This window comes from Pseudomonas sp. WS 5079 (assembly GCF_012985465.1).
In the GTDB taxonomy this organism is placed as follows: Bacteria; Pseudomonadota; Gammaproteobacteria; order Pseudomonadales; family Pseudomonadaceae; genus Aquipseudomonas.
In genome coordinates this window covers 521,433-534,539 of sequence record NZ_JAAQWN010000004.1, presented here as the reverse complement: position 1 = coordinate 534,539, position 13,107 = coordinate 521,433, and the positions used below count along the sequence as shown (strand labels likewise).

The following is a 13,107-nucleotide window of genomic DNA, read 5'->3' as shown; positions in this document are numbered from 1 at the left end:
CCCAGGCGGCAGCAACTTCAGAGCGAGTTGGTTTGTGCTGGCGTCCTCGGGCGGGCTTAGCTGTGTTCATAGATGCGGCCTCGAATGGAGTTTTGAGTGGCTCAAAAACTCACATTAGGCATGATCTGATCATTTATCCAGTGCTTTTTAGGTGCACCTTAGGTGCTACACGCAACGGGATTGAATGGGACTGAAATATTTGGTTTTGGCGGGATTGGAGAGGGTGTTTTTGTTGCAGTAAGTCGAGGATAGTCAAAGTGATACAAGGCCGGGTTTCCGGCTCAGTCCGAACTCGGATTGAGGCTGGAGCGGGGAGGCCTGAACTACCGTTTTGGTATGTCAGGTTTCCGCGCCACGTTTTGCGATATGTGAAAACGTGGCGCGGCGATAGGTTATTTATCCTGGATCTGGTTCGGCAAGCGAATACCGTAATGATCTGGCGGGCTGTCTAAATTGCTTAGCAGATTTGAAAGCAAGTCGTAATCCGTTTCCAACTCATAAAGCTTTTTGTAGCTGTGGTCTTGATTATTGAGCGTTTGGAAAAAGCTGCGTTTTACATCAGCCAAAAGTGACTGCAGCTCTTTTAGATCATCGACAGCTACAGCCAGGTCTTGTGATGAAAGGTAGACCAGCGTTCTGTCGGGGTTGTACATCGTCGGAAGCCGGCCATGACTTGCGCACAGCTCGCGCACGTCATCGAATTTAGCTTTTGCCGCATATGTGTCCCAGTTGAAATTTGGGCGTGACATCCTTTTGCTCCTTCAAATTGGCGAGCGCTGAGGATAGCAGGCCCCTCTTTATTCTGGCGAGGCGAGACCCGCTGTATCACACCTGTTCCAGCCTGCTGTCAGGATGAGCGGTGGCCAAGTAGACCAGACGGTCCGAGTCGGCTCATTTGGTCTGTCTCGATGGGAGGGGAGGAGGTTCCATCCTGGGTCTTGTAGCAGGTCTGGTGATATTGGCCACTCCCCCCTGTGTTGATTTCTACACTGTGTGTTGCTTTCTGCATTCAGTGAGACCAAAACGTCGCGTCGTGCGATACCCGCTACGGGCGGCGTTTCATTCCATTGGGTGACCCTTCACACGCGTCCATTGGGTTCGCTTGGTTTGTTCAACGCCCGTATGATGACGACTGGCAGTTACCCTCTGCATAGAAACCTTTCAAAATTTTTACTAATGGATGCCAGCTATGCAGCTTCCCTCGGTTTTCTATAAATACACGCCATCGTCAACAGCTTGCTTAGTGCTTGAGAGCTCTAGGTTACGCTGGTCAAGTCCGCTGTTGTTTAACGATATTTCTGAATTTCAACGTATGCCGCAATTTTATCCCAGTGTCGCAGACTCCTATAAAGATCTGCCTAAAGCAATTGTGGATGCGGCTTATGATGGTAAGGATATCAATGAGGAAAATTTAGTACCTCAAGTACGCTTGCTACTTAATCTCGTTAAAAAGATAGCCTCAGATGGGAGCAAAAAACGTGAAGACTTACTGGAGGAGCTGACTGGTGAGCTGGTTAGCGCCGATAAAAATATTGAGTTGGCACTTCAAGACTACGTAAAGAATCTTGGATTAAATGCTGCCCGTGTTCTATGCGTTACATCGGAGTATGACAACCAAGCCATGTGGGGGAATTACGCTGAGAACCACACAGGCTGTGTTATGGGCTTTCGCCACATTGTGGAGCGCTCCACGCCGCTGATAGCAGCCACGCAAGTCTCCTACTCAGCTGAGAGGCCTGTCGTAGGGTCAGGCCTCGATTTTTTATTATTCGGTAACACTTCAGAACTAAGAAAGCGTACGTTGCATGCCATTTTTTATACTAAGGATAAGTCATGGGAGTATGAGCGTGAATGGCGTGTTATCACCTGGCGAAGGAATGAAGCAGAAAAGCAGGTTGGTGATTATCTTTTTTATCCAGAGGAGTTAGAATCAGTAACAATAGGTGCACGGGCGACTAGCGTCACTGAGGAGCGTGTTCGTCAACTAATTTCTGAAAAATACACAAGGGCTTCGCTTTATCGCATGGAGCTACATGGCGGTAAACTAGAGCGTAAGTTATTGATTTGTGCTGGGTGACGCAGGCTGGAGGTTACACTTCGCTAAAGTCAGTGGGAGCAATCAATGTCAAGGAGGCTGAAGAGATGTGCGTAATGTGCTCACATCTCTCCGTGCATCTTAACGTTCAGTTCTAAGGTTTATCATATATTCTATTGTTTGCAATAACTTTATTTTGATTTGGGAGTTAATGAGGCGAGCGCCTTTGTAATTTCTACAAACTGGTTTTTTTCCAGCTCGATTTTTTTCAGCTCAGTGGTGGACTGGCCCTTTTCAAGGATATGATTTCTCTCTGTTTCAGATAGGTTTGATATTACCTTGTGTGAAGTTTCTGCACGCTTGACATAAAGGGCGGCGTCAAGAGAGAGGTATTTTATCTCAAGGTTGGTTAGTTCGTTTTGATAGTATTTTGCCTCAACCAGATTTGATTTGTGAAGTCGAAGAAAGAAGTAAGCAAGGATTTCAATGGAAATAATAAATGAAAATTTAGATGCATAATGAATTGCTGTTGCGTAATCACTTGCGCCAGTTTCTGGTGTGCTATTGAAAAATCTTGAGTAGACGCCAAATGCGTTGGGGAAAACGAACCCTGCTAACGCTAAAATTCCGAGTACTGCTAAGAATACGCCTGACACTAAGTAAATAGCTCCTCTGAAGCCCGATCTACTGATTTCTCTTTCGATTCTACTGAAAGATAAGTCGCGAGTTTTGTTTATAGTCATATTGATTTCTGACTTAAGAATATGCTCCTCGGTATAGGCATCTGGGTTCGCACTGCGGTTTTTTTGAGTTGCCACAAAGCTGTTGTTTGTTTGACTTTCAAAGTGGTGACTGTGAAGGAATTCTATTTCTCGTTGCATCTGTTTAAGCTTAGATTTGAGCTCCGAGTTTTCATTGCGCATCTTCAAACGATCAGGGTCTTGTTCAAGGATTTTTCTATCCTTGAATCCCGTTCTAAGATACCAAAATAATACATAAAAGAAGCTTGTTGCAAAAAATATTGGGTAAGAGTATTCGGCTATTGTGACTTTTGTATTGTATTCCGAGCGAAACGGTATATCGACATAAAGTTTTAGCAAGACCCCGATTAACAGAGGTGAGAGAGTTAACACCCAACGCTCTCTAACTTTTTGATCGATGAAGTGTTTCTTTTTGATATCCATGTCCATGATTATGCTCTTGGTCTTTGAAAGCATTATGCCATCACCATGCTGTGAAAGGGAGTCAGGATCCATCTGCAGGGGATGCCAAGTGTGTGCTTGCATTCTATATCTTGCGTTACCACTAACGAATGATTATAGTCCTCTCACAGCAAGTGTGAATGGAGAGATTGATGAGCAAGCCCTCTGAGCCCAAAGAGCCTTTATCCGCGGCAAAACGCCAAAGGCTCTTCAAGGAGCGACAGCGCGAAGCAGGCTATAGGCATACCTCTGTATGGATTCACACAGAGACAGAGCAGGAGGGTAAGCAAGCGGCACGCGACGGGAAGCCACTCAATCCGATGGAGTCGAAAGACCCCCTAAGCTGGGCGGCAGGCTGGATCAGCGAGAAGGGTAAGCAGTAGTTGAACAGACCGTTCACCCCGGTAATCGGCTGAAAATCTAGCCGATTGAATCGATGGCTCTATTTTGAGCCATCACAGAAAAGGTGCCAAGCCGCTGCGTCAACAGCGGCCTGGCGATCACACGACGAAACTTCAAGGTACACGTCATGCAACTTTACCAAAATATCAGTAACGCTCTGAAAGGCCAAGATAAGTCCGGATTTGAAGGGGAGGGCTCGGCACGCACTGAGGCGGGCGACGCTAGCGTCTTACATCTGCCCCTCTTCACCGAGAAGCAACGAACCTTGGTGGTTGAGCTAATCCTCGCAGAGCGTCGCTACGCTACCCGGTGGTGGACACACCTGAGCGAGTTACGGCGGCGTAAGGAGCTCCCTGAGTGGGTTGCGGCGGACATTGGCACTCATGATGAGCATGACCTTCTGCTTGAGAGTAGGAAGGCCGTCAACCAGGCTCTTTTCGGCTCGGATGACCTGGGCGGTGATCAGCAATACCGCGCGGTGGTGTTGGAGTAGGGCTGACAAGCAAAGAAACCTTCGCAGCATCAAGGGCACTACCCCGAAACAGGGTGGTGCCCTTTTTCATTTGTTGGCCGTTGGTGCCTTCTCGGCGAGATAGATAAGGTCTTTCCTCACTTCCTCGGCGCACGGTCTGCACATTCCGAGCATCGTCCAAGGTCGCCAGTCGAGAATAAGGAAAGTGAAGCCTCCGATGCGCTTACATTTCCCAGCATAACCATGAGTGCAGCGGGCCTGCTGGTAGGTCCTTGGTCCCATCTTAATAACCCCTGGTGGTGGTAATTTATAAAGGGTGGGATTTTTTCCGTTTACGCACTCCTCTGGAGGCCCCGGTTTCATTGAAAGGTACTGGGAAAAAATCCCAGTACTGCACCATTTCAGCAAAATACCCGGACGCAACCGGACAATGAGGGAGTGATGACTGGGAAAAATTCCCAGTACTAGGCGGAAAAATTCCCACCGAAAAACTCGAACTCAGATGAACTTGAAGCGCGGTGGCCCAGGGGAAATCTCGAGCTCCTTTCCCGGGCAGTCGTCAATTGCTGCCCACGTGACCGCATACAGCGCGCAACGGGCCATTCCCTGCTCTCTACCGCCCTTACGGCTCTCCCTTGTGCGAACGATCAGCCCAGCCTCCATAAGCTCAGCGAGGGCTGAGGCAAGTGTCTTCGCGTCCATAGGCTTACCCTTGGCCATCATTGAGGCAGTGCAGGAGAGATCCCCGTTATTACGGCCGTTGTAGTTCCTGGCCAACTTGATCAGCACCGTTACCGCCTTGGTCGACAGATTGTCGAAGGCGTCGCTGACCAAGAGCCGATAGGGAAGCGCCAAAACTCGGCCGCCGCCAAAATCGACTTTGTAGGATTTCTTTCTGGCCATTCAGCGGCTCACAGGCAGGTGCGAGCGCTTGCCCCACAACTGGGGAAAGCGCTGGATATCTGGTTTAGGACGCTTCGCGCATGAGGATGTACTTGGCCACGCGATGTGGCGGGCGGCCTGGCTCGGTGGACTGATGCGTCCAATAGGTACGAATCTCGTTGCCTTTCTTTCTGAGGCGGCGGATCGTATTCGGTGGCTGGACTATATCCAGATCCCTAGCGGCTTCGATGGTCGATACAGGGCCGTTTCTCAGCGCCTCTATCATCTTGCGGTCTTGCTCTGTCGAAGAATGGCGTGTCATAGTTTGCCCTTCACGTTGGTGCTATCCAGTGTGTTTTCGTTAGGGCGGTGCTCGAACACCGCCTTAACGCTCTCTCTATTATTCAGTTCTCTTGATTCAATCCCTTCCGGTCCAGCTTCCAGGGGCAACGCACTAATCACCGGGCACCTTCCTTCGCTGCTCGTTCGATCCAAACCTTAAGTTCGCTCATCAGAATCAAGCGACGCCTACCAAGCTTGAAGGTTTTGATTTCTCCCTTTGCTATCAACTCATAAACACCCGATCGCGAATATCCGACGATCCGAGCTGCGTCTTCGACGCTGACGGACAAGGCTGCTGGTTGTTCTGCTGCAAGCATTTTGGTTCTCCATCGGCCATTGGAATTGAGTGGCCGTGGACCAATCCTATTCGTTAAGAATACTGTACGTCAACTGATGCTATATGATTTGTATGAGCGTATGGACTCGCTCGGACGTACGGATTAGGATTGTCGCTCGATTTATGGCTCGGAGATTTTGAAATGGCCAAGAACAAACCTAACCAGGGATCGCGGAAGACCGAAACACTGACCCTCCGGTTAGACCCAAAGGTCAAATTCACGATCGACGTCATTTCTCGGGTAAAACGGCAGTCAATTACTGGGGTAGTAGAGGCAGCAGTTGAAGCGTTGGTTTTCGATCTTGATGTTCCATTTCATGATGGTGGGAATACAGAGAGCCGGTCGGTTGCTAATGCCGTAACAGAGGTGTGGTCGACTGATGAAAGTGAGCGCTTTGTAAATCTCTGCTATCACCTGCCTAACCTCCTCACATTTGAAGAGCAGCGTATCTGGGAGACGATTAAGGCATCCCCTGTTTTCATGGAAAAAGCGCACGCAAAAATTGGCACTCACTGGCAAGTCGAGGGGGTAGGTCGCCTTGATCGAGAATATATCCGAATGTTCTGGAGCGACCTTCTCGAGCACGTGGAGGAAAACAAAGAAAGCCGCACTATCGTTCCCTTTGAGCCTCCTTTCTAAATCAGCTCTACCGCGGCGGCCTTGGTGCCTGGCGCCAAGTGCGCGTAACGAAGTGTCATCTTAATATCGGCGTGCCCCAGCAGATCCCGTACCGTGTTGAGCGGTACGCCAGCCATTACCAGGCGTGAAGCAAAGTCGTGCCGCATATCGTGCCAGCGGAATCCGTCGATCTGCGCCCGCTCAAGCAATTTGAGCCAGGCGCTTTTCACGTCCTCAAAACGACCGCCGCCTTGGCCAGGGAAGACATACGGCGACTCGCTCACCTGCTTTTTCCAGGCTTCCAGCACCCCAATAGTCTCCCTGTTCATCGGGATGTGGCGCGTATCGCTTGTCTTGGTGGTGGCCCCGGCGACTGTGATTGTCTTCGTGTCGAAGTTCACCGCTGACCATTTCAGGTCGAACAGCTCTCCGCGCCTCATGCCGGTATTCAACGATACCAACACCATGGCCTTCAGGTGATCGGTGAAGGGCAGTTCCAGCAGGCTTGGCATCGGCTCTCGGTGGCGGTCCGTCCTCCAGGTGTTTGCACTCTCGCGCTCAGCCCTCATCTCATCCTGTCGAGCGTCCAGGGCGTCGCGTAGACGCTTGGTCTCATCAGCAGCCAGGTAGCGAATCACCCCCTTTGAGTCGACTTTGAGCTGTTTCAGCTTGGCCAGCGGGTGTGTGTCGATGTACTCCCACTCAACGGCACGACTGAAAACACCACTGATCGAGCCCATTTTTCGATTCACCGTCGATGCTTTGTTGCCGGCTTGCATCCAGGCGGTGCGGATCTGCTCCAGGTCTCGCCCGGTGATCGCGTCCAGGCGCTGGGACATGATTGGGTCGAAGTTATTGCTGAGGGTGTGCTGCGTCTTCTCGTGGCCTTTGTGATGAGCCTTGAACCACGGCATATAGGTGTCTTCAATGAAGTCGCGCAAGGAGGGCAGGGTGGCTCCCCTTCGGCCTTGAGTGACCGCCAGAGGCTCTCCATGTGCTCGGGCTTCTGCGAGGTACTGAGTGGCCTCAGTGCGCGCTTGATCAAGCGTGAGAATGCCTACACGGCCTAAAGTCTTCTTCCGGCCACGGGCCCAGGAGACGACGTAAGACTTTGCACCTGCGGCAGTAACACGCACGAATAGACCGCCGACGGTGGTATCGTGAACTTCGTATTCGTTGCCAGTGACCTGCAGTGATCCCAGCAGTTTGGCTGTTAGCTTCTCTTTCAATTTGTTCCCATGGGTGCATGGTGGGTGCAAAAAGTACTATACGGGGTCGTTTTTACGGACGCAACCGGACGCTAAGGCCAATAAATACTGGGTTTTCTCAATGGTGACTGGGCTTGATATGACCCTCCTAAGGGGAAGGTTGGCCGTTCGAACCGGCCCTGGGACACCATTTGCAGTCTCGCCTCCACCCTGGCCGAGACGCTGAAAAACCCCGATCAGATTTTGCTGGCGGGGTTTTTTTATGGGCGGCTGTTTTCTTGGCCGCTTGGCCAGTGCCTTTGGGCTGGCTGGCGAGATATATTGTTAAAACCTTGTACCTCGCCCCCGGTCTGGATGCGTCTGACACGTAGCTGAACAGCGAAGGAACTGTTGGGTGCCAAGTTCATCGAAGGCTGCATGCTTCGGTGATCCCGAGGTTGTGCCGCTTGCTGGATCAAAATGCCCCTGGGTGCCTGTGTAGTTGGGTGCCTGGGCTTAACGACGCTTCGCCCTCAGGCTAGTGCGAATTGCCTGACACCCACTGCAAGGAGCCGCTCGGAACGCCGATGCGCCAGATCTGGAAATCTTTTCGAGCCCTTTATTTCGCCTCCTTGATGATGCTGATCGGCTCCGGCCTGCTCAGTACTTACCTGGCCTTGCGCCTGGCGGCGGATAACGTCGACAGCCTATGGGTCGGTGCGCTGATGGCGGCCAACTATTTTGGCCTGGTGCTGGGTGGCAAGATCGGGCATCGCCTGATCGCCCGCGTTGGTCATATTCGGGCCTATGCCACCTGTGCCGGGATTGTCGGTGCGGCGGTGCTGGGCCATGGCCTGGTGGACTGGCTGCCGGCCTGGATCGTGCTACGGATAATCGTCGGCCTCGGCATGATGTGCCAGTACATGGTGATCGAGAGCTGGCTCAACGAGCAGGCGGATGCCAAGCAGCGTGGCGTGGTGTTCAGCGGCTATATGATCGCGTCGTACCTGGGCCTGGTGCTGGGCCAACTGATTCTGGTCATGCACCCCCAATTGGGGCTTGAGTTGCTGATGCTGGTGGCGCTGTGTTTTGCCCTGTGCCTGGTGCCGGTCGCCATGACCCGGCGTATTCACCCCGCGCCCTTGCATCCGGCGCCGATGGAGCCGCGCTTTTTTATCAAGCGTGTGCCGCAGTCTTTGAGTACGGTGCTGGGGGCGGGCCTGATCGTCGGGTCCTTCTACGGCCTGGCGCCGCTGTACGCGGCCCAACAGGGCTTGAGCACCGAACAGGTCGGCCTGTTCATGGGTAGCTGCATTTTTGCCGGCCTGTTGGTGCAGTGGCCGCTGGGCTGGCTGTCCGATCGCTATGACCGCGCCTTGTTGATTCGCTGTTTCGCCCTGTGCCTGGCGGTGGCGGCATTGCCGCTGGCGATCATGACCCAGGTGCCGCTGGAAGTGCTGTTTATCGCCGGGTTCCTGTGTTCGTTGGTGCAGTTCTGCCTCTATCCGCTGGCCGTGGCATTTTCCAATGACCATGTCGAAGGTGATCGCCGAGTGTCGCTCACCGCGATGTTGCTGGTGACCTACGGGGTGGGCGCGAGTATCGGGCCGTTGCTGGCCGGCGTGGTGATGAAGCTGTTTGGCAACCAGATGCTCTATGCCTTCTTCAGCCTGTGCGCATTGATCCTGGTCTGGCGTATTCGCCCCAAGGCTGTGACCAACCTGCATCAGGTGGACGACGCGCCGTTGCACCACGTGGCCATGCCCGACAGCATGTCCAGTTCGCCATTGGTGGCAGCCCTCGACCCGCGGGTGGATGAGCAGGTGGTCCAGGACCAGATGCAAACCGCCGCGCCAGAGCCTGCGCCCGACGCAGAGCCGGAGATGGAGCCGCAGCCCGAGCCCGAGCCGCCGGAGCATCCTGACCCGGATGAACACCCGCATGACCTGAGCCGGGCCCGTCCCTGAAACAAAAAACGGGCAGTTCCCAAAGGAGCTGCCCGTTTTTTTGTGCCTGTGGTTTGGCGCTTACATGTCGTCGTCTTTATCGAACCGTCGCGCCTCGCGCTGCAGTTGGTAGACAAACCGCTCAACCTGGCGCTGCACCAGGCCGCTCATGTTGTGAAAGCGCACACCGGCAAAGGTGGTGTTGATCCTTTCTTCGAAGTGCAGGTAGCGCAGCTCCACCGCCGTGGTCATGCTGCCGAAGGGCAGGGCGGCGATAAAACGGTCGTAGACCTGGCCTAGTTGCAGGCGCTCGGAGATATCACCTTCAAAGCGCAGCTTGCAGCCGGTGGCGGAGATATCCAGCAGCTTGCCACTGATAGGCGCCTTGAGTTTCTCGCCACCCAGTTCGATATTCACCAGTTGCGCCAGTTTCAATGCCGCGCGAAAGGCATTGCGGCGCTGATGGTAGACCACTTCTTCTGGCAGGCTGCCTTTATAGATGCGGTGGCCGTCCTTTGCACCGATGGTCAGCGGGCCATTGCTGTCCCAGGCCACGCGCACGCCTTCGTGAAAGCCTTCGATACGAAATGCTTCGCCATTCTCCAGATAGCGTTCACCTTCGGGCGGGATCATTTCGTCCAGGCTCAGGGTCTTGCTGTCCTTGTCGACATCCACCAGGTAGCTTTGGAAGCGCTGGTTGCGTTCGTGGAAGGTGATGATCAGCGGGTCGTGGCTCTCTTGCAGCAGCCGCAGGGTGCTGGCAATTTCCAGAGGGGTGGTGAGGACCTTGGGGGGCTGCGGAGCATCTTCCGCGCTAAGGGTGTTGAACACGGTTCTTCCATCTCCAGACAAAATACGACTACACGCAAGAACCGGCATTTTGCCAGCATGTGGCACGCCTTGATAGGGCGCGCAATAAACCGGCGTCAGGCTTGGCTGAGGGTGCTGGGCTTGACCAGCCGTGAGGTGGAGCCCTGGGCGTTATACAGTGCTGGAGGTTCGCCGCCATGGAGGATGCGCAGCTGGTTGGCGGTGGTGGCTTGCTGCAGTTGGATCGACTGGCCATTGAGCACATTGGCTTGCTGGCAGTTGATCAACAACTCATTGAGCGCTGCGCTCTGGGCCAGCAACTGGTCGCCGACCGACGAGTGGCTGGCCAACTGCTCCAGGCCGCTGTGATCAGCGGGCAGGCCCAGGCTGAGCAGGATCTGGCTGCGTTTCTGGCCGTGTTGTTCAAGCAGGATGATCAACGATTGCTTGCGTGCCAGTATATCTTCCAGCAGGCGCATATCGCGGCCGCACAGGGCCACGAATTCGTCTTGAAGCAGCTCCAGCAGGTGTTGCGCGGGAGCCAGGTCTTCAGTGATCAGGTGCAGCAAATTTTCGTCGTGCATGGCTGGCCTTGGGTTTTAAGCGTCCAAAAGCCTGGCGCAGGCCTTGGCCTAGCGCTCGGCTTTGATGATTTTGCCGGCTAAACGGTCGTTGTCGATCTGATAGCTGCCATCGGCAATCGCCTGTTTCAACTCGGCCACGCGGGCTTTATTGACAACTGGCTGATCGCGCAGCGAGTCCGTGATCTTCTGCAACTGTTGAGCCTCGTTGCTCAAATGCACCGATTCGCCACTTTGGGTCGAAGCGGTTTGTTCTGCCTTGGCGGGCAGTGCCGGGGCCTTGGCTTCAACGCTGTCCTTGGCCGCGTTGGTACGCGTGCCGCCGGGCGTTGCCTGGGCGCTGTTCAATCGGCTGAAATCAATGACCATGTTAAAAAACCTCTGGGTATTTGGACGCTTGCCATGTTTTCGGCCATACCCGGACAAACTTTAGGCTCGATCGACAATAAACCTGTGCACAGCGTGATCTCGGCACAGTGTAGGAAAAGCCAGCGTCCCACGCCAGTGATCTATAGTGCGACCTCCACCTGGCCAGGCGCTGTTACCCGGGCCTTGATCACGCGCTTGGAGTTGAGGTTCTTCACGCGAATCTGTTCGCTCATCCCGCCATTGGCCAGGGCTTCTCCCGGCATTTTCACGTTCAGGCCGCCACTGCTGGCGGATATCACCACCTGGTCACCTTTGCGCACCACTTCTGCCTGTTCCAGGTGAACCAGGGTGATGACCTGGTCGGTTACCATTGGTCGGGTCAGTTTCTGCCCGACCGCCTGGTCCACGGAGGTGAGGTAGCCCTGGCTGATCTGGCTGATGTCCCGCTCGCGCAGGGCCACGTCTTCAAAGCCGATGATGCCGGTACGCTTGAGCGGGCGAGTAACGGTCACTACGTCACGAAACAACCGGACCTGGGCCGGCACGAACACGGTCCAGGGCGAACTGCCGTCGCAGCGCACGCGCACGGTCACGCGACCAATGGGCTGGGCTGGGCTTTCCAGGGAGCCTGTCAATTCCTTGTCGCACATGGGCATGCGCAAACGCGGGTCCAGTTGGTTGACCTGGATTTCATAACGGCCCGGTGTCTGGGTGCTCGCCAGATAATCTTCTACAGTGAACTCAAGAAAGCCTTGAGTGACGCCGATAAGCAGATCAGGCAAGGTGACGTTGTCGGCGTGGGCCTGGTGGCCTGCGCCCAAGGCAAGCAACGCCATCCAGGCGCAGAGTAATCTGCGGTACTGTGGCGAGCGAAGGCGTCGGGAAACTGTCGTTTTGATGTCCATGGCCAATAAAAAGCAAAGCGCGTGCCGTTTCGTGTTGGGGGCGCGTCGTACCCGTAAGTTTTGTAGCGTAGGAGTCTGGGCATGGCGGGTGTAATGGATTCAGTGAACCAGCGCACACAGCTGGTAGGGCAGAATCGCCTGGAGTTGTTGCTGTTTCGACTCGATGGCAAGCAGCTATATGGCATCAACGTCTTCAAGGTGCGGGAGGTGCTGCAATGCCCCAAGCTCACCATAATGCCCAAGTCCAACCCGGTGGTGTGTGGCGTGGCCAACATCCGTGGCTCGACGATTCCGATTCTTGACCTGGCGATGGCCACCGGTTCTGCCGGTTTGCAGGATCGCGAGAACCCGTTTGTGATCATCACCGAGTACAACACCAAGACCCAGGGTTTCCTGGTGCGCTCGGTGGAACGTATCGTCAACATGAACTGGGAAGAGATCCATCCACCACCCAAGGGCACCGGGCGCGACCACTACCTCACGGCAGTGACGCGGGTCGATAACCAGTTGGTGGAAATCATCGACGTGGAGAAGATCCTCGCGGAAGTGGCGCCGACGTCGGAGCATATTTCGGTGGGTGTAGTGGATGAGCAGACCCAGCAGAAGGCCGTGTCCCTGCGGGTGTTGACGGTGGATGACTCGTCGGTGGCGCGCAAGCAGGTGTCCCGGTGCCTGCAGACCGTCGGTGTCGAAGTGGTGGCGCTCAATGACGGCCGCCAGGCGCTGGACTACCTGCGCAAGCTGGTGGATGAAGGCAAGAAGCCGGAAGAAGAATTCCTGATGATGATTTCCGACATCGAGATGCCGGAAATGGACGGCTACACCCTCACGGCCGAGATACGCAACGACCCACGCATGCAAAAATTGCATATCATCCTGCATACTTCATTGTCCGGTGTATTCAACCAGGCAATGGTCAAGAAGGTCGGTGCCGATGACTTCCTGGCCAAATTCCGTCCTGATGACCTGGCATCCCGGGTCGTTGAACGGATCAAATCTGCAGATCACGGCTAGGGGC

General features: G+C 54.3%; 16 protein-coding genes. 6 read left to right on the top strand and 10 right to left on the bottom strand.

What is annotated here, in order from left to right:
• Positions 1–392: 392 nt before the first annotated feature.
• Positions 393–749, bottom strand: a complete 357-nt coding sequence (locus HBO05_RS14095; RefSeq protein WP_172312932.1) for a hypothetical protein — start codon at positions 747–749, stop codon at positions 393–395.
• Positions 750–1,189: 440 nt separating this feature from the next.
• On the opposite strand from HBO05_RS14095, the gene HBO05_RS14090 reads away from it, so the two are divergent.
• Positions 1,190–2,077 (top strand): DUF2971 domain-containing protein, encoded by an 888-nt coding sequence (locus HBO05_RS14090; protein WP_172312930.1) that lies wholly within the window; start codon positions 1,190–1,192, stop codon positions 2,075–2,077.
• A gap of 149 nt (positions 2,078–2,226) precedes the next feature.
• On the opposite strand, the gene HBO05_RS14085 is transcribed toward HBO05_RS14090, so the two are convergent.
• Entirely contained in the window at positions 2,227–3,225 is a 999-nt protein-coding gene (locus tag HBO05_RS14085; RefSeq protein WP_172312928.1) for a hypothetical protein, read from the bottom strand.
• Positions 3,226–3,389: 164 nt separating this feature from the next.
• Between HBO05_RS14085 and HBO05_RS29300 the strand changes: the two genes are divergently transcribed.
• Together HBO05_RS29300 and HBO05_RS29295 are read left to right on the top strand one after the other, a co-directional pair.
• Positions 3,390–3,620, top strand: a complete 231-nt coding sequence (locus HBO05_RS29300) for a hypothetical protein (RefSeq protein ID WP_262381408.1) — start codon at positions 3,390–3,392, stop codon at positions 3,618–3,620.
• A 146-nt stretch (positions 3,621–3,766) separates the two neighbouring features.
• The gene (locus HBO05_RS29295) at positions 3,767–4,132 is read left to right on the top strand and encodes a hypothetical protein (RefSeq protein ID WP_262381407.1); all 366 of its coding nucleotides are present in this window, start codon (positions 3,767–3,769) and stop codon (positions 4,130–4,132) included.
• Between the two features lie 477 nt (positions 4,133–4,609).
• Here HBO05_RS29295 and HBO05_RS14075 read toward each other — a convergent pair whose 3' ends face one another.
• The 3 genes from HBO05_RS14075 to HBO05_RS14065 all read right to left on the bottom strand — a co-directional run bounded on the left by HBO05_RS14075 (position 4,610) and on the right by HBO05_RS14065 (position 5,652).
• Positions 4,610–5,014 (bottom strand): hypothetical protein, encoded by a 405-nt coding sequence (locus tag HBO05_RS14075; RefSeq protein ID WP_093128165.1) that lies wholly within the window; start codon positions 5,012–5,014, stop codon positions 4,610–4,612.
• A gap of 64 nt (positions 5,015–5,078) precedes the next feature.
• Positions 5,079–5,315: a helix-turn-helix domain-containing protein gene (locus HBO05_RS14070; protein WP_172312926.1), complete on the bottom strand. Its 237-nt coding sequence runs from the start codon at positions 5,313–5,315 to the stop codon at positions 5,079–5,081.
• Positions 5,316–5,451: 136 nt separating this feature from the next.
• Positions 5,452–5,652: a helix-turn-helix domain-containing protein gene (locus HBO05_RS14065; protein ID WP_172312925.1), complete on the bottom strand. Its 201-nt coding sequence runs from the start codon at positions 5,650–5,652 to the stop codon at positions 5,452–5,454.
• 162 nt (positions 5,653–5,814) lie between these two features.
• Here HBO05_RS14065 and HBO05_RS14060 point away from each other — a divergent pair, with 162 nt between their 5' ends.
• Complete coding sequence (locus tag HBO05_RS14060) at positions 5,815–6,312, top strand: hypothetical protein (RefSeq protein WP_172312923.1); 498 nt, start codon at positions 5,815–5,817, stop codon at positions 6,310–6,312.
• On the opposite strand, the gene HBO05_RS14055 is transcribed toward HBO05_RS14060, so the two are convergent.
• Positions 6,309–7,520, bottom strand: coding sequence for a site-specific integrase (locus tag HBO05_RS14055; protein ID WP_172312921.1), 1,212 nt, complete (start codon positions 7,518–7,520; stop codon positions 6,309–6,311). The two genes, HBO05_RS14060 and HBO05_RS14055, sit on opposite strands and share 4 nt — an antisense overlap.
• Before the next feature lie 545 nt (positions 7,521–8,065).
• On the opposite strand from HBO05_RS14055, the gene HBO05_RS14050 reads away from it, so the two are divergent.
• Positions 8,066–9,445: an MFS transporter gene (locus HBO05_RS14050; protein WP_169955172.1), complete on the top strand. Its 1,380-nt coding sequence runs from the start codon at positions 8,066–8,068 to the stop codon at positions 9,443–9,445.
• A gap of 60 nt (positions 9,446–9,505) precedes the next feature.
• On the opposite strand, the gene HBO05_RS14045 is transcribed toward HBO05_RS14050, so the two are convergent.
• From HBO05_RS14045 to flgA, 4 genes are all read right to left on the bottom strand, one after another.
• Complete coding sequence (locus tag HBO05_RS14045) at positions 9,506–10,255, bottom strand: flagellar brake protein (protein WP_169955173.1); 750 nt, start codon at positions 10,253–10,255, stop codon at positions 9,506–9,508.
• A 95-nt stretch (positions 10,256–10,350) separates the two neighbouring features.
• Positions 10,351–10,818, bottom strand: coding sequence for a flagellar protein FlgN (locus tag HBO05_RS14040; RefSeq protein WP_170043774.1), 468 nt, complete (start codon positions 10,816–10,818; stop codon positions 10,351–10,353).
• A 48-nt stretch (positions 10,819–10,866) separates the two neighbouring features.
• Complete coding sequence (gene flgM / locus HBO05_RS14035; RefSeq protein ID WP_057960432.1) at positions 10,867–11,184, bottom strand: flagellar biosynthesis anti-sigma factor FlgM; 318 nt, start codon at positions 11,182–11,184, stop codon at positions 10,867–10,869.
• Between the two features lie 140 nt (positions 11,185–11,324).
• A complete protein-coding gene (gene flgA, locus HBO05_RS14030) occupies positions 11,325–12,089 on the bottom strand; it encodes a flagellar basal body P-ring formation chaperone FlgA (protein WP_169955175.1) in 765 nt (254 codons plus the stop codon).
• Between the two features lie 81 nt (positions 12,090–12,170).
• Between flgA and HBO05_RS14025 the strand changes: the two genes are divergently transcribed.
• The gene (locus HBO05_RS14025; RefSeq protein WP_169955176.1) at positions 12,171–13,103 is read left to right on the top strand and encodes a chemotaxis protein CheV; all 933 of its coding nucleotides are present in this window, start codon (positions 12,171–12,173) and stop codon (positions 13,101–13,103) included.
• Positions 13,104–13,107 lie beyond the last annotated feature (4 nt).

Coding starts and splice junctions, on each gene's coding strand:
- HBO05_RS14060 (WP_172312923.1), top strand. CDS start 5,815: ATGGCCAAGAACAAACCTAACCAGGGATCGCGGAAGACCGAAACACTG.
- HBO05_RS14070 (WP_172312926.1), bottom strand. CDS start 5,315: ATGACACGCCATTCTTCGACAGAGCAAGACCGCAAGATGATAGAGGCG.
- HBO05_RS14095 (WP_172312932.1), bottom strand. CDS start 749: ATGTCACGCCCAAATTTCAACTGGGACACATATGCGGCAAAAGCTAAA.
- HBO05_RS14040 (WP_170043774.1), bottom strand. CDS start 10,818: ATGCACGACGAAAATTTGCTGCACCTGATCACTGAAGACCTGGCTCCC.
- HBO05_RS14050 (WP_169955172.1), top strand. CDS start 8,066: ATGCGCCAGATCTGGAAATCTTTTCGAGCCCTTTATTTCGCCTCCTTG.
- HBO05_RS14075 (WP_093128165.1), bottom strand. CDS start 5,014: ATGGCCAGAAAGAAATCCTACAAAGTCGATTTTGGCGGCGGCCGAGTT.
- HBO05_RS14025 (WP_169955176.1), top strand. CDS start 12,171: ATGGCGGGTGTAATGGATTCAGTGAACCAGCGCACACAGCTGGTAGGG.
- HBO05_RS14065 (WP_172312925.1), bottom strand. CDS start 5,652: ATGCTTGCAGCAGAACAACCAGCAGCCTTGTCCGTCAGCGTCGAAGAC.
- HBO05_RS14090 (WP_172312930.1), top strand. CDS start 1,190: ATGCAGCTTCCCTCGGTTTTCTATAAATACACGCCATCGTCAACAGCT.
- HBO05_RS29295 (WP_262381407.1), top strand. CDS start 3,767: ATGCAACTTTACCAAAATATCAGTAACGCTCTGAAAGGCCAAGATAAG.
- flgM (WP_057960432.1), bottom strand. CDS start 11,184: ATGGTCATTGATTTCAGCCGATTGAACAGCGCCCAGGCAACGCCCGGC.
- HBO05_RS14085 (WP_172312928.1), bottom strand. CDS start 3,225: ATGGACATGGATATCAAAAAGAAACACTTCATCGATCAAAAAGTTAGA.
- HBO05_RS29300 (WP_262381408.1), top strand. CDS start 3,390: ATGAGCAAGCCCTCTGAGCCCAAAGAGCCTTTATCCGCGGCAAAACGC.
- flgA (WP_169955175.1), bottom strand. CDS start 12,089: ATGGACATCAAAACGACAGTTTCCCGACGCCTTCGCTCGCCACAGTAC.